The sequence below is a fragment of the Yersinia sp. 2545 StPb PI genome, assembly GCF_052217125.1.
Lineage (GTDB): Bacteria > Pseudomonadota > Gammaproteobacteria > Enterobacterales > Enterobacteriaceae > Yersinia > Yersinia enterocolitica_E.
Map to the genome: position 1 here is coordinate 1065981 of NZ_JAZGPY010000001.1, position 19301 is coordinate 1085281.

A 19301-nucleotide genomic window follows, 5' to 3' on the forward strand; every position below is an offset into this window, starting at 1 on the left:
TAATATTTATCGCATAAAGGATTTAGCGGTGAATTAGATGGAGGTTATGATATCCAGGTATCGGTGTGGTTTTGTCAGATATCGCAACGGCATTACGTAACAGAAATAAATGTAATAATATGGGTGCTATTCTGCGGGTATTATTCTAATTGGGATTGGGAGCATTATTTATTACCAGTATATTAATCCGAACTGGCGACAGAGCGGCTTCGTGCATGAAATGATTTACAGGTGTCCGAAAATCCAGCTACACCCGATGTTGATCGTGACAAGGTCTGTGATATGTCCATCGATATGTATACCCAGATATTCAAGTATTTTACCTTCAAGGTGGGTGGGCGTGTAAAGGGCTGTGAGGGATAATCTGTGTCAGAAAAATTATTCTGGTGCGAAAGAATGTCTACTCAATCACTCTCTTTCTCTCATTATTATGATAGATTTCCCTCAATGGGTAATAATTCCCGATTGGAACTTATCTTAATATCCTCGCAGTGTTCCGATGCTTGACGGAAAAATAAAAATTGCACCAATGGCTCGATAATTAATCTTCTTGATTGAAAATAACGCGGCCATGAATTAATAGGCTATATCTCTTGGTTTGTGGGTACTAATCGGCGAATCTTGTTGCAAGGCGATATTATAAGGAATATATCGACTATTTCATTTACTATCTTTGTCGTTTTTATAGATGTAGATCAATTTTATTTATAATCAATTTTAGATCTGTCTTGTTTTTTTTGATTTACCTCATCTAAACCTGATTTTTGTTAGTTGAATGCTGTTAAGTTCTAACTAAAGTTGTGAAATTGGTCTTTAATACTAAAAAAGACATCTATTACCCATATTAATGTTTAGTGCTACGCTTAATTATTTGTTGAATCTTTGCCTGACAGGCAATGCCCTATATTCACTGGCTAATTTATCAAAGGATGATTCATGTCTAAACGTCTATGGCTCCGAACTACCTTACTCACAGCCGCCCTACTCAGTGTTTTTTCTGTTCCCGTTAGTGCCGCAACACATACACTGCAACTGGCTATCGGTGATGAACCCACCGAAGGCTTTGACCCAATGCTAGGCTGGAGTCATGGCAGTTATCTGCTATTGCATAGCCCGTTGCTAAAACAAAATGAAGATCTTAGCTGGAATAATTTTCTGCTGAGCCAGTATAAAACCAGCAACGACGGTAAAACCTGGACTCTGACGCTCAAGCCGGGCCTCAAATTCTCTGATGGATCTCCTCTGACGGCCAAAGATGTGGTGTTTACCTATAACAATGCTGCTGCCAGTGGCGGTAAAGTCGATATGGGTAATTTCCTCCGCGCCGAAGAAATCGATCCCCTCAATATTCGAATCCAATTGAAAGCGCCACAAAGTACTTTTGTAAATGTGTTGGGATCGCTGGGGATCGTTTCTGCTGATAAATATAATGCCAAAACCTATGCACAAAACCCTATTGGTGCTGGCCCGTACCGTTTGGTGAGCTTCCAACCTGGTCAGCAAATGATCGTGGAAGCCAATCCTCATTATGCCGGTAATAAGAATGATTTCGATAAACTGATTTTTGTTTTTCTTGATGAAGACAGTGCCTTTGCCGCGGCGCAAAGTGGGCAGTTAGGGGTCGTCCGCATTCCACCATCGATGGCGGCAGGTCCGGTCAATAACATGAAGTTATGGGTGCGGCCAAGTGTAGAAAACCGTGGCATCGTGTTCCCGACCACTCCGGCGGGTAAGAAAGATGCTCAGGGTTATCCGATTGGTAATGATGTAACGGCTGATGTTGCTATCCGCCGTGCCATTAACTATGCCATTAACCGCCAACTCCTGGCCGACCAAATTATGGAGGGTCATGCTATTCCTGCCTATACAGGTGTACAGGGGCTGCCATGGAATAACCCAGATTCGGCCATTAAAGATGGTGATAGCGAAAAAGCCAAACAGATATTAGAACAGGCCGGTTGGGCGCTGAACAGTGAGGGTATTCGAGAAAAAAGTGGGGTGCCGGCCAAAATCACGCTTTGGTATACCAGCGGTGATACTACGCGCCGCGATTTAGCCCAGGCGTTGCGTTCGATGCTGAAACCTATTGGTATTGATGTTGATTTGAAATCCGGTAGCTGGGAAACCGTTGAACGTAATATGCATGCTAACCCCACGTTGTTTGGCTGGGGTAGCCTTGATCCCATGGAGCTGTACCATCACTACAGCAGTAAAGCTGCCGGTGTTGAATATTATAATCCAGGCTACTACCAGAATCCGGTAGTTGATAAACATCTGCAACAGGCACTGGATGCGCCAACCTGGGAACAAGCAGTGCCATTTTGGCAACAGGTTGATTGGGATGGAACGACCGGTGCCGGTATTCGCGGTGATGCGGCGTGGGCGTGGTTATTGAATATTCAGCATACTTACCTGGCTAATGATTGCGTTGATTTAGGTAAGGGGGCACCGGAAATCCATGGTTCCTGGTCACTGCTTAATAGCCTGGATAGCTGGAAATGGACCTGTCAGTAATGAAGGGGGTCTCGCTATTTACTCTGCGTTTAATTTGCCTGCTGCTAATCACCGCAGTAGGCACTTTTACGCTGCTGAGTTTTTCCCCGGTAGACCCAATACGCGCCTATATTGGCAGTGAGCTGCTGCATGTTCCACCGGAACAATATCCGCTGATTGCGGCGCGGTGGGGGTTGGATCTGCCTTTGTGGCAGCGTTTTCTGCATTGGTTTACTCAGGTTTTGCAAGGTGATTTGGGTTACTCCATGCTGTATAACGCGCCGGTCTCACAGGTCATTGGTGAACGTTTTGCCACCTCGTTTGCGTTACTGCTTTCGGCATGGCTATTCTCCGGCATTGTTGGGCTACTGCTGGGGCTGACTGCGGGGCGTTATCTTAATCGCTGGCCTGATCGTTTGATCTCAACCCTGTCATATTTATTAGCTTCGCTACCCACTTTCTGGATTGGTTTATTGTTGCTGTCATTATTTGCGGTGAAGCTGAATTGGGCGCCGATTTGCTGTGCATGGGCACCTGGAAGCAATGCTGAAACAGCCAGTTGGAGCGACAAACTGCGTCATCTCATTCTGCCGATGCTGGCCTTGGGATTATTGGGGGTTGGCAATATTGCGTTGCATACCCGCGCCAGGGTTGCTGAGGTGATGAATAGCGAGTTTATCCGCTATGCACGTGCTCAGGGAGATAAGGGCTGGTCATTGGTTCACTTCCATATTTTACGCCATGCCATTACGCCAGCGCTTTGTCTGCAATTTGCCTCTGTGGGGGAATTACTGGGTGGCTCGCTATTAGCGGAGAAAGTTTTTGCCTATCCCGGCTTAGGGCAAGCCACTATTGATGCCGGGCTTCACGGCGATATTCCGTTACTGATGGGGATCGTCATGTTTTGCGCCATATTGGTCTTTTGCGGTAACAGCGTTGCCAACGCACTGTTACACCGCTTAAATAGGGGAGCTGCGCGGCAATTATGACTTATAACCCAAACCGGGCGTTGTTTCGGCTGTTCGTTTCATTGGCGCTATTACTCATTTTAATTGTTTATGGCTGGGTTATTTATCCCATTGAAGTTCCGATGGATCTGATGGCGCGCCGCCAGCCGCCATCACCGGCTTATTGGTTTGGTACTGATAGTCTGGGGCGCGACTTGTGGTTGCGCTGTTTTCAGGGCATGACAACCAGTTTACAAATTGGCCTGATTGCTGCTTTTGCCAGTGGGCTGCTGGCGATGCTCACTGCCAGTTTGTGTGCTATCAATAAAACGCTGGATTATATCATTCGCGGATTAATTGACAGTATGTTGGCATTGCCCCACTTGCTGTTATTGGTGCTGATCTGCTTCACTTTGGGGGGCGGGAAACAAGGCGTTATTCTGGCGGTAGCCCTCACCCATTGGCCAAAGCTTGCCCTGATTTTACGCGCAGAAATCTTACGTATTCGCGAGACTGATTATGTGATGTTGTCTCATCGGTTGGGTAACAGTAATTTTTACCGTTGGCGTCATCATCTGCTACCGTTATTACTGCCACAATGGATTGTTGGCACACTGTTGATGTTTCCCCATGCGGTGTTACACAGCGCAGCGCTCAGTTTTCTTGGGTTTGGGCTGTCACCTCATGAGCCGTCGTTGGGGATCTTATTAGCGGATGCACTGCGTTACCTGAGCAGTGGGGCATGGTGGCTGGCTTTTTTCCCTGGCCTGATTTTGGTGGGATTGGTATTAGTATTTGACCAGTTTGCCCGGTCGCTGCAACAACTCTGGGTGAGGATAACCTGATGTTGAAATTTGCAAAATTTGCTATTGATGTTGCTCATTACCGCTGGCTGGGGCGAAAAACCTGGCATCCTCTGCTGAGTAATATTTCTTTGGAGGTGAATCCGGGGGAACTGGTGGCGTTAGTTGGCGGTAGCGGTGAAGGCAAAAGTCTGTTGTTACAAAGTGCATTGGGTTTATTGCCAGACAATATGCGTTGTCATGGCGAGATTATCCTTGATGGTGAGGTGTTGTGCGCCCAAGACAAAATTGAACGGCGCGGAAAAACGTTATGTTACGTCCCTCAAGGGGTCAGTGCGCTAAATCCATTAATTAAAGTCGGCTCACAAATGACCCGCGCCGCGCAGCTTAGTGGTGTAAAACTGCGGCTAGAAGATGTGGCAATGCAACTGCAAACCTACAATCTTGCGCCAGGGTTGGTGCATGACTTCCCTCGCCAACTCTCTGGCGGCATGGCAAAACGGGTGCTGACCAGTTGTGCCACCCTGACCAATGCCCGCTATATTTTGGCTGATGAAGTGACCTCGTGGCTCGATGATGAGCATGCCTGCCAGTTACTGACTCACCTGCGGGCTTTTTGCCAACAAGGGCGGGGCATTTTATGGGTAACTCATGATCTGGCATTGGCGGCACGTTTTGCCGATAAGATTGCGGTGTTACATCAGGGTAAGCTACATGAGACGCTGAGTGCTGAAGAATTGAAGAATAACGGTGGTAGCCCCTGGCTACAGTCACTATGGGCGGCGCTACCGGAGCAACAATTTGTCAGTCAGCACATAGCCTTGTCGGAGGTGGGCGAATATGTTTAGTGTCGATAATCTGACGGTGGTTCAAGGTGGCAAACTGTTGTGGGATAGCATCTCATTTTCTCTAACAGCCGGAGAGCGCTTAGGTATTTCGGCTCCCAGTGGTTTTGGTAAAACGACCCTTGGCCGGGTATTAGCACAATGGCAGTCAGCCACTTCCGGCCAGATTTTGCTCGGTGGCGCGCCACTGGCAAAAAAAGGTTATTGTCCTATTCAGTTAGTGCCACAGCATCCAGAACAAAGTTTCAATCCTTACCGGACTACGGGGGAGAGCTTGCATGATGCCTGGCGACCCGCAGCACATTGGCTTGAGCGGATGGCCGTTAATCCTGATTGGTTGAAGCGCCGGCCTGATGAATTGTCGGGGGGCGAGTTGGCGCGTATCGCACTATTGCGGGCACTGGATCCGCGCACCCGATACTTGATTGCCGATGAAGTAACGGCACAACTGGATGCACATGTTCAGGCACAAATTTGGCGCGTTTTATTAGACGAAGCGGCACACCGCCCATTGGGGCTCATTGTTTTCAGCCACAATAAATCCTTATTGGAAAAGGTGTGTTCACGTATATGGATACCAGAGCGTGAAAGTAAAATCCCTCTTTATCAAAAACCAGTGGTTAAGCCTCAAATTGGTTTGGCATTGATAAAAACAGGATGAGTTAATAACGGTAAATTAAAATGTAATCGATTAAATAATTATCTAGAGTGATAGTCACTCAATGTATGAGATGTTTTATTTCCAAGTGAAAATAGAATTATTGATTAGGATCATGTTCTGTTTAAATAATGATAAAAACGCGGGGTTATACAGTGGAGATGATAATTAACATCACGGTAAGATAACTTTACATAAATAAATTGAGATAGCGTTCAATATTAACTTGAAGTAGGTGGATATTCTATACACAGTGATTAGTATTTTAACGTATTCTTATCAGGCTAACACCCCTTAGGGTTTGTGTGATTTTGTTTCTGTCTCAGCATGCCGACTTAACATCTATTCTTGGTGGGAGTTCTGGTGTTCTTTATTTGTGATGAATATAAACCCGCATCATTTTACACCTAACTAATTGATTTTCAATTACATTTAATTACCCTACCCTCATCGCTACAGTGTTTTTTATCAAGTTGGTAATTAATGATGAATTTTCCAGTTTTTGGTCTATATTGGTTAGAGGTGTTTTTTTTATAGCAACATATTGATTTATAATTATCTATGCTACAAAAAGAACATACCGAAACTGAGCGCTGAATAAGGGATTGGTTAGCTATGGGAAGCAAACGTTTAATCGATTCATCCGTTTGTTGTTTACTGTGGATAAATGCAGTAATCCTTTTCTGTTTTAGTAAAAAAATATTAGCGGATGCCATTCACCTATTGATTGGCATAACTAAAAGCGGTAAAAAATACCCATCAAAAATTCATCATACAAATCAATCCAGCGGGATAACACCTTTATACACGATTGTAATATCTTGCTGTATAACGGGCGGCAGTCGTTCTTTCGATATTTTAAGTTGCAGCGCAAATGTCGGGCAGCATATTGAGGGTGGTTAAAACGCAAAATCAGAACTCAAATGAAGAATCTAACAAGATATGCAGGAGGATGCGCTTAAATTCTGAAATATACTAATTAACTGGCATCAAAAGCCTATTTTATCAGTAATAACAAGAGATAACCCTTTACTGACAAGGCAAATTAGAGGGCTAGCAGTTATAGAGCTAGTAGGTTGTTTTTCTCACTTTCACTTTCTTAACACCATACAGGAGGGCTTATGCAGCTCACCCCAAGAGAAGTTGAAAAACTCATGATCTACACGCTGTCTGATGTGGCGTTCAAACGCAAAGCGCGTGGCTTGAAACTCAATTATCCCGAAGCCGTTTCTATCATCACCGTGACTGCAATGGAAGGGGCCAGAGATGGCAAATCGGTAGAAGATGTCATGAAAGAAGCCAGCAAAGTTCTCACTAAAGATGATGTAATGGACGGGGTAGCTGATCTGATTCCGAATGTTCAGGTTGAGGCAATTTTTACTGACGGTAGCCGGTTGGTCACGGTGCACGATCCTATTAAATAACACCGATGGCAGCATGCGAGTAAAACCTGAACTGATTATTGCAGAGGATTAAAGCATGAGCGCAAAGAAAAGCACTAAAGATAATGCAGAACAGAATACCCCTCTCGGGGGCTGTATTTTAGCTGATACACCGATCACCTTTAATGAAAATAAGCCAGTAACCAAAGTTAAAGTTCTCAATACCGGTGACCGACCCATTCAAGTGGGGTCGCATTTCCACTTCTTCGAAGTTAACCGTGCACTGGAGTTCGACCGTGCTGCGGCTTATGGCAAGAGACTCAATATCTCCTCAACCACCGCAATTCGTTTTGAACCCGGTGATGAAACCGAAGTTCCGCTGATCCCTTTCGGTGGCAAGCAAACACTGTATGGCTTTAACAATCTGGTGGATGGTTGGACCGGCGAAGGCGTGGTGCCTAATAGCGAACGCCCAGATAAGCTAGAGGCTATCCGTCGTGCGGCTGAGCGTGGTTTCAAATCGTCTAAATGACACCTTTATAATATAGAAATTCACATACGTGTAATCAGCTATATATGTGTAATTAACTCTATAGTTACACGTACCGGAAAAAGAAAGGAGCGACAGATGCCTCAAATTTCTCGGCAAGAATACGCGGGTCTATTTGGCCCAACGACTGGCGATAAAATCCGTTTGGGTGACACCAATCTGTTTATCGAAATCGAAAAAGACCTGCGTGGATATGGTGAGGAGTCCGTTTACGGTGGTGGCAAGTCATTGCGTGACGGGATGGGGGCGAATAACCATCTGACCCGCGATAATGGTGTGCTGGATTTAGTGATAACCAACGTCACAATTGTTGATGCTCGTTTAGGGGTAATTAAGGCTGACGTCGGTATTCGCGATGGCAAAATTGCCGGTATCGGTAAAAGTGGTAACCCAGGTGTGATGGATGGGGTGACACCAGGAATGGTGGTCGGTGTCAGTACTGATGCCATTTCAGGTGAGCACTTGATTCTGACCGCTGCCGGTATTGATAGTCATATTCATTTAATCTCCCCACAGCAGGCCTATCATGCGCTGTCCAACGGTGTGGCAACCTTCTTTGGTGGCGGGATTGGCCCAACCGATGGTACCAACGGGACAACTGTGACGCCGGGGCCATGGAATATTCGCCAGATGTTACGTTCTATCGAAGGTCTGCCTGTCAACGTGGGTATTCTGGGTAAAGGTAACTCCTACGGACGTGGTCCACTGCTGGAACAAGCCATTGCTGGTGTGGTTGGCTATAAAGTCCATGAAGACTGGGGTGCGACCGCCAATGCCCTGCGCCACTCATTGCGCATGGCAGATGAGATGGATATTCAGGTTTCGGTACATACCGACAGTTTGAACGAATGTGGCTATGTGGAAGATACCATTGATGCATTCGAAGGCCGCACTATTCACACCTTCCATACTGAAGGTGCGGGTGGGGGGCATGCACCCGATATTATCCGCGTGGCCAGCCAACCTAACGTGTTGCCAAGCTCAACCAACCCAACTCTACCATACGGTGTCAACAGTCAGGCTGAGTTGTTCGACATGATCATGGTATGTCATAACCTCAATCCAAATGTGCCAGCTGACGTCTCATTTGCTGAAAGCCGTGTGCGTCCGGAAACCATCGCAGCAGAAAACGTTCTGCACGATATGGGTGTTATCTCCATGTTTTCTAGTGACTCGCAAGCCATGGGGCGCGTCGGGGAAAACTGGCTACGTGTAATGCAAACCGCTAACGCGATGAAAGCATCACGCGGGAAATTACCAGAAGATGCACCGAATAACGATAACTTCCGTGTACTACGTTATGTGGCAAAAATCACTATTAACCCCGCAATTGCACAGGGTGTTAGCCATGTTATCGGCTCAGTCGAAGTAGGTAAAATGGCCGACCTGGTACTGTGGGATCCGCGCTTCTTCGGAGCTAAACCTAAAATGGTTATCAAAGGTGGCATGATCAACTGGGCGGCGATGGGTGACCCGAACGCATCATTACCAACGCCACAACCGGTATTCTATCGCCCAATGTTTGGTGCGATGGGCAAAACCCTGCAAGACACTTGCGTCACCTTTGTTTCCCAAGCCGCTCTCGACGATGGCGTGAAAGAGAAAGCTGGGCTGGAACGTCAGGTTATGGCGGTTAAAAACTGCCGTACCATCTCTAAACATGATCTGGTGCGTAATGATCAAACCCCCAATATTGAAGTGGACCCTGAAACCTTTGCGGTGAAAGTGGATGGCGTACATGCCACCTGTGAACCTATCGAAACAGCATCAATGAACCAGCGCTATTTCTTTGGTTAATAGGAAGTTTGGACGCTAATCCGTTACTTCAGAATTCAGCTTGCCCACAGTAAGTATTATTTAGTGCCAAGGAGGGGGCGCGTTTGGATGAATGATACAGAAAAGGATTTCATTACTGTGGGCAATCTGACACAGGCAAGGAGTCAACAACATGATTTTGATAGAGCACATTCTTGGCAATGTGAAAAAGGATCCGGTTTGGCAGGCGAAACTTAAAAATGCCACTGTTGATCTGTTGGTTTTGGATCAACGGGAAGCGCAAAAAAGCCGCTGCCGTAAATCCACCATGCAGGGGTTGGATCTCGGTATTTCTCTCGACAGGAACGTGGTACTTGCTGATGGTGATGTGCTGACATGGGATGAAGAAAGCAACGTAGCAGTAGTGGTGCAGATCCATTTGCGCGATGTGATGGTGATTGATTTGAGTGAACTGAAAAACCGTTCAGCGGATGAGTTGATTAAAACCTGCTTCGAACTGGGCCACGCATTGGGTAATCAGCATTGGAAAGCGGTGACTAAAAATAATGAGGTGTACGTACCTCTAACGGTTGCTACCACCATGATGGACTCGGTCATGCGAACACATGGCTTCCAGCACTTACCTTTCCGTTTTGTTAAAGGGGCAGAGATTCTGCCATTGCTGACCAACTCTGAAGCACGGCTGTTGTTTGGTGGCGCTGAAGACACTGATACCCATGTTCATGTTGCCAGCCCTCTGGATGAACCCCATGGCTCTGGCTTACATATTCACAGTATTCACTCTCATGGTGAAGGTCATAGCCATAGCCACGACCACGACCACAGTCATGGTGATCATGATAGCGACCATAAACACTGATTGAGGCAGGGAGGCACCGCAATGAATGCATCAGATCTGATTCGTATCATGCAATTTGGTGATTCCGTACTGCCGGTCGGGGCCTTTACGTTTTCCAATGGTGTGGAATCAGCCATTCAAACCGGCGTGGTTCATGACGTGCCCACATTAAAAGGCTTTGTCCTGACGGCGTTAAAGCAGGCAGCGAGCTGTGATGGTATGGGGGTTGTCGCGGCCCATCGGGCCGTAATGGCGGATGATAGTGATGGCATCATCCGTGCTGACTGGGCAGTAAATAATCGTAAGTTAAATGAAGAAAGCCGCTTGATGGCAACCCGAATGGGGAAAAAATTGGCGGAGATGTCTATCCATGTGGTGGAGCACCCGCTGATCAGTTGGTGGCTGGGGCAGATAAAAAGTGGCAATACCGCAGGCACCTATCCGGTGACTCAGGCGGTAGTTATGGCTGCACAAGGGATAAGGCAGCGGGAAGTGGTGGTTATGCATCAATACGGTGTAGCGATGACGATATTAAGTGCGGCTATGCGTTTGATGCGCGTGACCCATTTCGACACCCAGCGCATCTTGTTTGAGTTGAACCATGACATTGAGACGTTCTGTGATATTGCCGAGATAGGTGATATTGACCAGATGTCTTCTTATGTGCCGATTGTGGATGTATTGGCGGCGGTGCATGTGAAAGCACACGTCAGATTATTTAGTAACTAACTGATTAATAAATTGTATTCTGAGTGCTTGGTTTTGTATTAACCGAGTGCAGAGCTAAAGCCAGATCAAAATTAAGAGGATTACCCCGTGAATAGCCATTCAACCGATAAACGCAAAAAGATTACCCGCATTGGTATTGGTGGCCCGGTAGGTTCAGGTAAAACCGCCATCATCGAAGTGATCACCCCGATTCTGATTAAACGCGGGATTAAGCCACTGATTATTACTAATGACATTGTGACAACAGAAGATGCCAAGCAGGTGAAACGTACCCTGAAAGGCATTTTGGATGAAGAGAAAATCCTTGGGGTTGAAACTGGTGCCTGCCCGCATACCGCGGTACGTGAAGACCCAAGCATGAATATTGCCGCAGTAGAAGAGATGGAAGAGCGTTTCCCGGACAGTGACCTGATTATGATTGAAAGTGGTGGTGACAACCTGACACTGACTTTCAGCCCGGCACTGGCTGACTTCTATATCTATGTTATCGATGTGGCTGAAGGGGAAAAAATTCCGCGCAAAAATGGCCCTGGACTGGTTCAGGCAGACATTCTGGTCATCAATAAGATTGATCTTGCCCCCTATGTCGGCGCTAGTTTGGATGTGATGGAAAGTGATACCAAAGTGGTGCGTGGTACGCGCCCTTATATTTTGACTAACTGTAAAACCGGTCAGGGGATTGAAGAGCTGGTGGATATGATTATGCGTGATTTTCTGTTTACTCACGTACAGCCTGAAGGAGCAAATGCATGACATCGCAGAGCCAGAATATCGTGGAGACACCTTCACGGGTTCGCGCTCACGCATTAGGTGTTAACGCGCCGGAATTAGCGAGATATCAGGATGAACCGGTGCAGATGCGTAGCGGGGCCGTAGGGAAAAGTGGTTATCTCAAACTGAGATTTGCCAAACGTGAGCATCGCAGTATTTTGGCCGAAATGGAAAGACGGGTGCCGTCGATGGTACAAAAAGCACTGTACTGGGATGAAGAAATGCCTGAATTACCTTGCGTCACCATGATTTCGACCTCGGGGTGTATTTTACAAGGGGACCGGCTGGCAACTGATATACATGTGGAGGCTGGAGCTTGCGCGCATGTTACCACACAGTCGGCCACCAAAGTTCATATGATGAATGCGAACTATGCCTCGCAGATACAGAATTTCACCGTGGAAGAGGGAGGCTATCTGGAGTTTATGCCGGACCCGCTGATCCCACATCGTAATTCACGTTTTATTACTGATACCACTATTAATATTCATCCGACGGCAAGCGCAATTTATTCAGAAATACTGATGTCAGGGCGTAAATACCATCATGCCGAAGAACGGTTCGGCTTTGATGTGTATTCGTCGAAAGTGGCGGCCCATGATTTGGCAGGAAAAGAGCTATTTGTTGAGAAATATGTTCTGGAGCCGAAGTCAGAGAGTCTTGATGCTGTTGGTGTAATGCAAACATTTGATGCTTTCGGCAACGTGATTTTATTAACCCCGAAAGAGCATCATGACCGCATTCTGGCTCGGGTGGCGGCCCATTTTGACATTAAAGCCGGTATCGCCAGTGGGGCAACACGCTTACCTAATGACTGTGGTTTAGTGTTTAAAGCACTGGGTATCGACAGCGGCGGAGTGAAGGCGGAGATTCGCCAGTTCTGGAAGATAGCTCGTGAGGAGATTCTTGGTATCACGCTGCCGGAGCAGTTTTTGTGGCGCTAATACTCAGGCTGGGTAATCAACATTATGGAGGCGAGGCCCAAGGATGGGCGAGTAACGAGAGCAGCTAACACCGCTGCAGCTTCAAGTAAGAAGGGTAAAGATAATGAATGCAAAAACAGATAACCAATCTGGCTGGACACAACTGGCCGCTTCGAATGTTTTTATTGAATTTATTGATACAACTCTGCGTGGCTGTGCTCAGGTAATGTTCCAGAATAATCCACTCACCGGGCTATTCTTTTTTATCGCCATATTTGTCGGTGCTTATGGTGAAGGTAACCCGGCTGTTGCCTATGGCTGTGTGTTAGGTACGGTGGTTGCCACGCTTACCGGTTTAACCATGCGTGACCGTAAATCATGGCGTGCAGGGTTGTATGGCTATAATGGGTGCTTGGTTGGCGCGGCTCTCCCGACATTTTTAATGGCAACTCCGGTGGTATGGGCTTGCATTGTGCTAGGCAGTATCGTGTCGGTAATCGCCACCGTGTGTATTGCCGATATTTTAAAAACCTGGAAAGTCGCGGCATTAACTGCACCCTTCGTGTTCACCACTTGGATGATTCTGCTGGCAAGTTACGCCTTTAGCGGTTTGCACAGTAGCGCATTACCCACACCGGCTTTGCCACATCAATTTATATTGGAATCCGGGAGCATCTTTGGTGGCGGCAATACTTTTGTCAGCATGTTTAACGGTATTTCTCAGGTATTCTTATTCAGTAGCCTGGTCGGAGGGATTCTATTTGTTATCGGATTGGCGGTGGAATCTTTGTGGGCGGCTATTTTTGCCATTTGTGGTGCGATATTAGCCATCCTCACCGCCGCTTTTCTAGATGCTAATCCCCATGATATTAACGCCGGGCTTTATGCTTTCAGTGCGGTATTGACCGCGATAGCTCTGGGCTCGACCTTTAATAAACCCAGTTGGCGTGTGCTGGCTTACACCATTGTGGGGGTTATATTTACCGTGTTGGTTCAGGGGGCGCTGAATACCTTATTGTTACCGATTGGTATTCCAACACTGACCATGCCGTTTGTTTTAGCTTCATGGCTGTTCTTGGTTCCGAATAAAGATGTGATGCCAGCACATCGACAATAACTATTCCGCTCTGGACGTTTTGCTCTGAACATTTGATCGCTATACGGCTGAAAATAATCTGGAGTGCGAACATGACGACAGTGACAGAAAAAAGAGTGGCGTTTGGTAATCAGCAAACCAAACGCCACGCCATCTATCTGCTTATCGGTTTGCTGGTAGTTAATGGGTTAGCTTGGGTTTGGGCTTTTACCGAATTTAATGATAATGCGGTACTGATGGGGATGGCTTTTCTGGCATACAGTTTTGGCCTGCGCCATGCTGTTGACGCGGATCATATTGCGGCTATCGATAATGTTACTCGCAAGCTTATGCAACAAGGTAAAACGCCGATTGCTGTCGGGACTTTTTTCTCGCTCGGCCACTCTACTATTGTGATATTAGCCTCGCTGGCTATTGCCGCGACGGCTATGGCATTTAAAGATGATATGGCGTGGTTTCATGAAACCGGTGGGTTGATTGGTACGCTGGTGTCATCGGTATTTTTATTACTATTCGCTTTTCTCAATTTAACTATCTTGCTTTCAGTGTATAAAAAATTTAAACAAGTCAAAGCGGGCCATGTTTATCAAGAAGAAGAACTGGATCTTTTAGTCGTCAACAATGGGGGGCTGCTGGCCAGAGTTTTCAGACGCGTATTTAATATGGTCAATAAAAGTTGGCACATGTATCCGGTGGGGTTTTTATTTGGCTTGGGTTTTGATACGGCGACCGAGGTGGGGGTGTTAGGGATTTCTGCCGCCAGTGCTACTCATGGCATGAACTTGTGGTCCATTATGGTATTCCCAATTTTATTTGCAGCGGGTATGGCATTGATCGACTCACTCGATAATTTTGTCATGATTGGTGCCTATGGTTGGGCCTTCTCTAAACCGGTGCGAAAATTGTATTATAATATTACCATTACGGCAGCGTCGGTTATTATTGCTTTCTTTATCGGTGGGATTGAAGCGTTAGGATTGATTGCAGACAAAATGAATTTAACCGGAGGAGTCTGGACGCCGATTAATAATATTAGTGAGAATTTAGGCGAGATTGGTTACTGGATAATAGGCATGTTTATATTATGCTGGATAATTTCGGCTGTTAATTATTATGTGCGAGGTTATGATAAGTTGAGTGTTAGTCGTTAACTTTACATTTATCACAAAAATAAGGCGCTAATTAAACATTTAAAGTTAATTAGCGCCTTATTTACTTCGCGACTCTGTGTTTAACGTTGCGCACCTACAAGTTACATATGTTTCTTAGCGAAACCTACAATATCCTGTTTAATTTCAGAAAGTTTACTTTCAGGTGCTTTCTTACATACTTCAACTACCTTCGGTGTCACGACAGTATCAGTTTCTTGCAGATCAACATAATCGCCTTTCTTATATTGAGTATCATCATTCAATACCCAATACACAACCGGAGTAAATGACTTAGGATTCAGATCGAGGAATTCTTTGCAGGTCATATCACTCGGGGTCGTGCCCGTTGCTTTAGTGGTTGTAGATGTTGCTGCAAAGGTTGTTGCGGCAGCGGAAAGCAGTAAACCAGTCAATGCAATATTACGAAGTGATTTGAAGGACATGCTTATTTCCTTATTTATTTGTCAAATATCATTGAATATTTACAAAGTTAAACTAAGGGTGATGTATATCACTCAGCTATGGCGACTCAGGATAATGTTCTATTCCTGAGTGCTGCTGTATTATTATATATTAATGGCATTAACGCCATTAATTAAACGTATTATATAATTGGTCATCCAGTATGGATAACTTTACAATGTGTAAAGTGGGCTTTATATATTATAGATGTAATCTATCTAGGAATGGTAATGAATGTTATTTTACTACTTTATTTTAATTACACTCCGTGAATATTAGGCAGCTACAAATGAGGGCAAATAACCCACGATTAAATACAACTATTATTTGATTTTCATCAAAAATAATTCTACTTAACCATGATTTTTCTCATTTTTTATCTATACTTAATTCACCTATAACAATTTTAGTCACTCTATTGATGAAAATATTACAGGAAATTAAGTCTAAAGTTTCGATACCACTTTGCCTCGCTATTCTGGTGGCAATAAATGGATATCTGGTCTTAAGCCCAGTGCTGTTGCGGGCGATATCTCATTCAACCGATGCTGTAAACAATTTCAGTACATGGAAGGAGGCATTAAGTTTTCTTGAATTATTTGAAATTCCTCGATTTATGATCGGTCTGGTATTGATATTGATGGCAATCGCACTTTCGATGAGAACCCGCATTGCATGGTTTTTCACCGTGTTATTGCTGTTTACTATCGTTGCTATCAATCTCTTTATTCTTAAAGATCATAATACGCTGACGACTTATTCTCTTGTGATTATTGTTGCCTTGCTTTTTTATTGGCGCGATTTTGATTATCACAGCCTCGGCAGCGGTACCTTCTTTGCGGTCGTCAGTATTGCATCATTGATCGTCTATAGCATGCTCGGTACGCTCTATATGGGGGATGAGTTTGCTCCGGCCGTTACCGATTTACCTACGGCTTTCTATTTTGCGATCGTTTGTATGTCGACAGTGGGATTCGGGGATATTATTCCTCACTCTACGCTGGCACGGATGTTTACTCTTACGGTGATTATTTCCGGTATAACGGTCTTTGCTGCTTCAATTTCTTCTATTGCCGGACCGATGATCAGTAATAATATCAAACGTATAGTTAAAGGTAGGATTTCTCACGTGGAACGTAAAAATCATTTTATTATTGTCGGTACCAACTCCCTGGCACTGAATGTCTATAATGGTCTACGTGACCGGGGTGATGAGGTTACTGTGGTTTGCGCCGTCGGTAGCCAGCATGAATTTCCTTCCGATGCAGATATTATCGAGGGCGACCCATCATCGGTTGCGACATTGCAACTGGCAGGTGCGGCTAAAGCAAAATATATTATCGCCTTATGTAACAGTGATGCTGATAATACCTTTACCATTTTAGCTGCCAAAGAAATTGCGGGTGAGTCCACCAAGACGCTGGCATTAGTGAATGAAAGCCAGAATATGAAAAAAGTTAAACGGGTAAATCCTGATATGGTGTTCTCATTGCCGTTGCTTGGCAGTGAACTACTGGTTAGGACTCTGAATGGAGATACCATTAATAACGATCTTATTACGGAGATGTTCTTTGGTAACTGTCAGAAGTTAGATTGATCTGGCGAGCTTAATCTGCAGTAGTACACAAAAACACCCTCAGCATTGAGGGTGTTTTATTGTTGGAGAGTATTTTATTGGGTAGCTGCATGTGGGTCTTTTGGTTTTTCTTTAGGGCCAATCATCAAACCTAATTCAACAGCGATGAAGCCTATGATCAGGCTGGCGACCAAATAACAGATTGAGACTAAAATTCCTGTAGGGTTCTTCATCATTTCGACCGCACCAAAGACAAAACTGGAAAAGGTTGAAAGACCACCCATGATCCCGGTTGCGACCATCAAATGCACATATTGGTTAATTTTATCTTTTTTAAATAAAGAGGTAGTCAGCCCTAATAAAAATGCTGCAATAATGTTGGCGACAAAAATATCCATTGGGAAGCCGTCGGCTAGTCGCGGCACGGATAACATAATAAACTCGCGACACATGGCACCAAAAGCACCACCAACAAAGACTAAAATAATAAGATTTAGCATAACATTTCCCTCTGATTAATAAGCCAACCAGGCACCCAATGCCGCTGCTGCCAGACCGACGATGACAGAAATAATTAAATATCCAGCAGCCATTGCTCTACCACGAGCAGTGGCCAGTTTTGCTGCATCCAATTGCATGCTACTAAAGGTGGTATAACCGCCAAGAATACCGGTTAGTACCGCTGCATTGATTAAGTCGCCATAGCGATCACGCCAGTCAACACTAAAGAGAATACTCAAATATCCAATAACAAAGGCACCAGAAATATTAATCAAAAAAGTACCTAGGGGAAAATTACCTTGATATATTTTGCCAACCCTCAGCCCTATCCACCAACGTAAAAGTGATCCGATACCGCCACCAAATCCAACCCACATTACATCTATTGCAGTCATAACAAACCCCTCAATGGTAATTCGTCAGAATAAGAATAATTGTAGTATAAATAAATTACGTGATCGTTCGAATATGGCGAGTTATCGGCCTTAAGTATTATGTTTTATTCGAGTTTAATCCGCGGAACTAATATAAATAAAATGAAGATCGGTGAAGAAGATAACCGGAAGTTAATATAGTTCATCTTCTGTATTGTTCCCTAGTGAAACTATATTGCTATTGCTGCCAACGATAGCACTTTATACCGATTGCGTGGGGGGTATCACTTGCAGGGACAAAGGATAGCGTTAAAATAGAAATGCCGTTTCAGAAATCCGATAAGCAGAGACAGGAGCCATCATGCCCTACCAAGCAGACCCTTCCCGATATAACCAAATGCAATATCGTTTTTGTGGAAAAAGTGGCTTACAGCTTCCGGCGTTATCGCTTGGGCTGTGGCATAACTTCAGTTTTAACAATACATTAGAATCGCAACGTACATTATTGCGCAAAGCCTTTGACCTAGGGATTACTCATTTTGATTTGGCCAACAACTATGGCCCACCTCCTGGCTCTGCCGAGCAAAATTTTGGTAAATTGCTGCACGACGATTTTAAGCCTTACCGTGATGAGCTGATAATCTCGACCAAAGCCGGTTATAACATGTGGCCTGGCCCGTATGGTGCGGGCAGCTCGCGCAAATATCTGCTTGCCAGCCTGGATCAAAGCTTACAGCGTATGGGGCTGGACTATGTTGATATCTTCTATTCGCACCGTGTAGATGAAAATACGCCAATGGAAGAAACCGCCTCGGCACTGGCTCAGGCGGTACAAAGTGGCAAGGCACTCTATGTGGGGATTTCTTCATATTCTTCTGAGCGTACCGCCACAATGGTCGAGCTATTGCAGCAATGGAAGGTTCCGCTGCTTATTCATCAACCTTCCTACAATATTTTGAATCGTTGGGTTGAGCAGACTCATTTGTTAGATACGCTGGAGCAACAGGGGGTGGGTTGTATTGCTTTTACCCCATTGGCTCAAGGGCTGTTGACGGGGAAATACCTCAATGGCATTCCCGATGATTCTCGAATGAAAAAAGAAGCGGGCGGCTCGTTGAAGGAAAATATGTTATCAGCCGCCAATCTGCGCAGTATCAAGGCACTGAATGCATTAGCTCAACAACGTGGGCAATCATTGGCACAAATGGCATTGAGCTGGTTATTGAAAGATAATCGTGTGACCTCGGTATTGATCGGTGCCAGCCGCCCAGAGCAGTTGGAGGAAAACTGTGCAGCCCTGACTAACCTGAGTTTCAGCGCTGAAGAGTTACGTGAGATTGATCAGCATGTGGCCGAGGGTCAGCTTAATTTATGGCAGGCCTCTTCGGACCGCTAACCGGTGATAACGTGAGAAGCCGGAGATGTT

20 protein-coding genes are annotated in these 19301 nt (G+C 45.3%); 17 read left to right on the forward strand and 3 right to left on the reverse strand.

Annotated elements, in window-relative coordinates; genetic code table 11:
• The first annotated feature begins 936 nt into the window (after positions 1-936).
• From V1955_RS04705 to V1955_RS04775, 15 genes are all read left to right on the forward strand, one after another.
• Complete coding sequence (locus V1955_RS04705) at positions 937-2514, forward strand: ABC transporter substrate-binding protein (RefSeq protein WP_372569512.1); 1578 nt, start codon at positions 937-939, stop codon at positions 2512-2514.
• Positions 2514-3482 carry an ABC transporter permease gene (locus V1955_RS04710; protein ID WP_083163047.1) on the forward strand — a complete coding sequence of 323 codons (969 nt, stop codon included), beginning with the start codon at positions 2514-2516 and terminating at the stop codon, positions 3480-3482. The genes V1955_RS04705 and V1955_RS04710 overlap by 1 nt, the downstream gene beginning before the upstream one ends.
• Positions 3479-4285, forward strand: coding sequence for an ABC transporter permease (locus V1955_RS04715; protein ID WP_372559718.1), 807 nt, complete (start codon positions 3479-3481; stop codon positions 4283-4285). The genes V1955_RS04710 and V1955_RS04715 overlap by 4 nt, the downstream gene beginning before the upstream one ends.
• The gene (locus V1955_RS04720; protein WP_083163051.1) at positions 4285-5091 is read left to right on the forward strand and encodes an ATP-binding cassette domain-containing protein; all 807 of its coding nucleotides are present in this window, start codon (positions 4285-4287) and stop codon (positions 5089-5091) included. Before V1955_RS04715 ends, V1955_RS04720 begins: the two co-directional genes overlap by 1 nt.
• Positions 5084-5749: an ATP-binding cassette domain-containing protein gene (locus V1955_RS04725; protein WP_083163053.1), complete on the forward strand. Its 666-nt coding sequence runs from the start codon at positions 5084-5086 to the stop codon at positions 5747-5749. Before V1955_RS04720 ends, V1955_RS04725 begins: the two co-directional genes overlap by 8 nt.
• Before the next feature lie 612 nt (positions 5750-6361).
• Complete coding sequence (locus V1955_RS04730; RefSeq protein ID WP_227746584.1) at positions 6362-6649, forward strand: hypothetical protein; 288 nt, start codon at positions 6362-6364, stop codon at positions 6647-6649.
• A 218-nt stretch (positions 6650-6867) separates the two neighbouring features.
• The gene (locus V1955_RS04735) at positions 6868-7170 is read left to right on the forward strand and encodes an urease subunit gamma (RefSeq protein ID WP_002215288.1); all 303 of its coding nucleotides are present in this window, start codon (positions 6868-6870) and stop codon (positions 7168-7170) included.
• A 55-nt stretch (positions 7171-7225) separates the two neighbouring features.
• On the forward strand, positions 7226-7660 hold the full coding sequence (locus V1955_RS04740) for an urease subunit beta (protein WP_442820586.1): 435 nt from the start codon (positions 7226-7228) through the stop codon (positions 7658-7660).
• Positions 7661-7756: 96 nt separating this feature from the next.
• Positions 7757-9475 carry an urease subunit alpha gene (locus V1955_RS04745; protein ID WP_083163057.1) on the forward strand — a complete coding sequence of 573 codons (1719 nt, stop codon included), beginning with the start codon at positions 7757-7759 and terminating at the stop codon, positions 9473-9475.
• Between the two features lie 151 nt (positions 9476-9626).
• Positions 9627-10313 (forward strand): urease accessory protein UreE, encoded by a 687-nt coding sequence (ureE, locus tag V1955_RS04750; protein ID WP_083163059.1) that lies wholly within the window; start codon positions 9627-9629, stop codon positions 10311-10313.
• A gap of 21 nt (positions 10314-10334) precedes the next feature.
• Positions 10335-11021 carry an urease accessory protein UreF gene (locus V1955_RS04755; RefSeq protein ID WP_083163061.1) on the forward strand — a complete coding sequence of 229 codons (687 nt, stop codon included), beginning with the start codon at positions 10335-10337 and terminating at the stop codon, positions 11019-11021.
• A gap of 87 nt (positions 11022-11108) precedes the next feature.
• Positions 11109-11774: an urease accessory protein UreG gene (gene ureG / locus V1955_RS04760; protein ID WP_005188826.1), complete on the forward strand. Its 666-nt coding sequence runs from the start codon at positions 11109-11111 to the stop codon at positions 11772-11774.
• Positions 11771-12736: an urease accessory protein UreD gene (locus tag V1955_RS04765; protein WP_442820587.1), complete on the forward strand. Its 966-nt coding sequence runs from the start codon at positions 11771-11773 to the stop codon at positions 12734-12736. The genes ureG and V1955_RS04765 overlap by 4 nt, the downstream gene beginning before the upstream one ends.
• A gap of 103 nt (positions 12737-12839) precedes the next feature.
• The gene (gene yut / locus V1955_RS04770) at positions 12840-13832 is read left to right on the forward strand and encodes an urea transporter (RefSeq protein ID WP_083163065.1); all 993 of its coding nucleotides are present in this window, start codon (positions 12840-12842) and stop codon (positions 13830-13832) included.
• A gap of 71 nt (positions 13833-13903) precedes the next feature.
• Positions 13904-14962 carry a HoxN/HupN/NixA family nickel/cobalt transporter gene (locus V1955_RS04775; protein WP_083163067.1) on the forward strand — a complete coding sequence of 353 codons (1059 nt, stop codon included), beginning with the start codon at positions 13904-13906 and terminating at the stop codon, positions 14960-14962.
• A 101-nt stretch (positions 14963-15063) separates the two neighbouring features.
• Here the strand turns inward: V1955_RS04775 and hdeB are convergent, their stop codons facing one another.
• Positions 15064-15405, reverse strand: a complete 342-nt coding sequence (gene hdeB / locus V1955_RS04780) for an acid-activated periplasmic chaperone HdeB (RefSeq protein ID WP_083163069.1) — start codon at positions 15403-15405, stop codon at positions 15064-15066.
• Positions 15406-15845: 440 nt separating this feature from the next.
• Here hdeB and kch point away from each other — a divergent pair, with 440 nt between their 5' ends.
• On the forward strand, positions 15846-17021 hold the full coding sequence (gene kch / locus V1955_RS04785; protein ID WP_083163071.1) for a voltage-gated potassium channel protein: 1176 nt from the start codon (positions 15846-15848) through the stop codon (positions 17019-17021).
• A gap of 74 nt (positions 17022-17095) precedes the next feature.
• On the opposite strand, the gene crcB is transcribed toward kch, so the two are convergent.
• Positions 17096-17500: a fluoride efflux transporter CrcB gene (crcB, locus tag V1955_RS04790; protein WP_420073649.1), complete on the reverse strand. Its 405-nt coding sequence runs from the start codon at positions 17498-17500 to the stop codon at positions 17096-17098.
• 15 nt (positions 17501-17515) lie between these two features.
• Entirely contained in the window at positions 17516-17896 is a 381-nt protein-coding gene (locus V1955_RS04795) for a fluoride efflux transporter FluC (RefSeq protein ID WP_372559711.1), read from the reverse strand.
• Between the two features lie 340 nt (positions 17897-18236).
• On the opposite strand from V1955_RS04795, the gene mgrA reads away from it, so the two are divergent.
• Positions 18237-19271, forward strand: a complete 1035-nt coding sequence (gene mgrA / locus V1955_RS04800; RefSeq protein ID WP_083163077.1) for an L-glyceraldehyde 3-phosphate reductase — start codon at positions 18237-18239, stop codon at positions 19269-19271.
• The last annotated feature ends 30 nt before the right edge of the window (positions 19272-19301 follow it).

Bases quoted from the DNA above. Each gene is read 5' to 3' on its own strand.
- V1955_RS04705 (WP_372569512.1), top strand. From the start codon at position 937: ATGTCTAAACGTCTATGGCTCCGAACTACCTTACTCACAGCCGCCCTA.
- V1955_RS04710 (WP_083163047.1), top strand. From the start codon at position 2,514: ATGAAGGGGGTCTCGCTATTTACTCTGCGTTTAATTTGCCTGCTGCTA.
- V1955_RS04715 (WP_372559718.1), top strand. From the start codon at position 3,479: ATGACTTATAACCCAAACCGGGCGTTGTTTCGGCTGTTCGTTTCATTG.
- V1955_RS04720 (WP_083163051.1), top strand. From the start codon at position 4,285: ATGTTGAAATTTGCAAAATTTGCTATTGATGTTGCTCATTACCGCTGG.
- V1955_RS04725 (WP_083163053.1), top strand. From the start codon at position 5,084: ATGTTTAGTGTCGATAATCTGACGGTGGTTCAAGGTGGCAAACTGTTG.
- V1955_RS04730 (WP_227746584.1), top strand. From the start codon at position 6,362: ATGGGAAGCAAACGTTTAATCGATTCATCCGTTTGTTGTTTACTGTGG.
- V1955_RS04735 (WP_002215288.1), top strand. From the start codon at position 6,868: ATGCAGCTCACCCCAAGAGAAGTTGAAAAACTCATGATCTACACGCTG.
- V1955_RS04740 (WP_442820586.1), top strand. From the start codon at position 7,226: ATGAGCGCAAAGAAAAGCACTAAAGATAATGCAGAACAGAATACCCCT.
- V1955_RS04745 (WP_083163057.1), top strand. From the start codon at position 7,757: ATGCCTCAAATTTCTCGGCAAGAATACGCGGGTCTATTTGGCCCAACG.
- ureE (WP_083163059.1), top strand. From the start codon at position 9,627: ATGATTTTGATAGAGCACATTCTTGGCAATGTGAAAAAGGATCCGGTT.
- V1955_RS04755 (WP_083163061.1), top strand. From the start codon at position 10,335: ATGAATGCATCAGATCTGATTCGTATCATGCAATTTGGTGATTCCGTA.
- V1955_RS04765 (WP_442820587.1), top strand. From the start codon at position 11,771: ATGACATCGCAGAGCCAGAATATCGTGGAGACACCTTCACGGGTTCGC.
- yut (WP_083163065.1), top strand. From the start codon at position 12,840: ATGAATGCAAAAACAGATAACCAATCTGGCTGGACACAACTGGCCGCT.
- V1955_RS04775 (WP_083163067.1), top strand. From the start codon at position 13,904: ATGACGACAGTGACAGAAAAAAGAGTGGCGTTTGGTAATCAGCAAACC.
- hdeB (WP_083163069.1), bottom strand. From the start codon at position 15,405: ATGTCCTTCAAATCACTTCGTAATATTGCATTGACTGGTTTACTGCTT.
- kch (WP_083163071.1), top strand. From the start codon at position 15,846: ATGAAAATATTACAGGAAATTAAGTCTAAAGTTTCGATACCACTTTGC.
- crcB (WP_420073649.1), bottom strand. From the start codon at position 17,500: ATGCTAAATCTTATTATTTTAGTCTTTGTTGGTGGTGCTTTTGGTGCC.
- V1955_RS04795 (WP_372559711.1), bottom strand. From the start codon at position 17,896: ATGACTGCAATAGATGTAATGTGGGTTGGATTTGGTGGCGGTATCGGA.
- mgrA (WP_083163077.1), top strand. From the start codon at position 18,237: ATGCCCTACCAAGCAGACCCTTCCCGATATAACCAAATGCAATATCGT.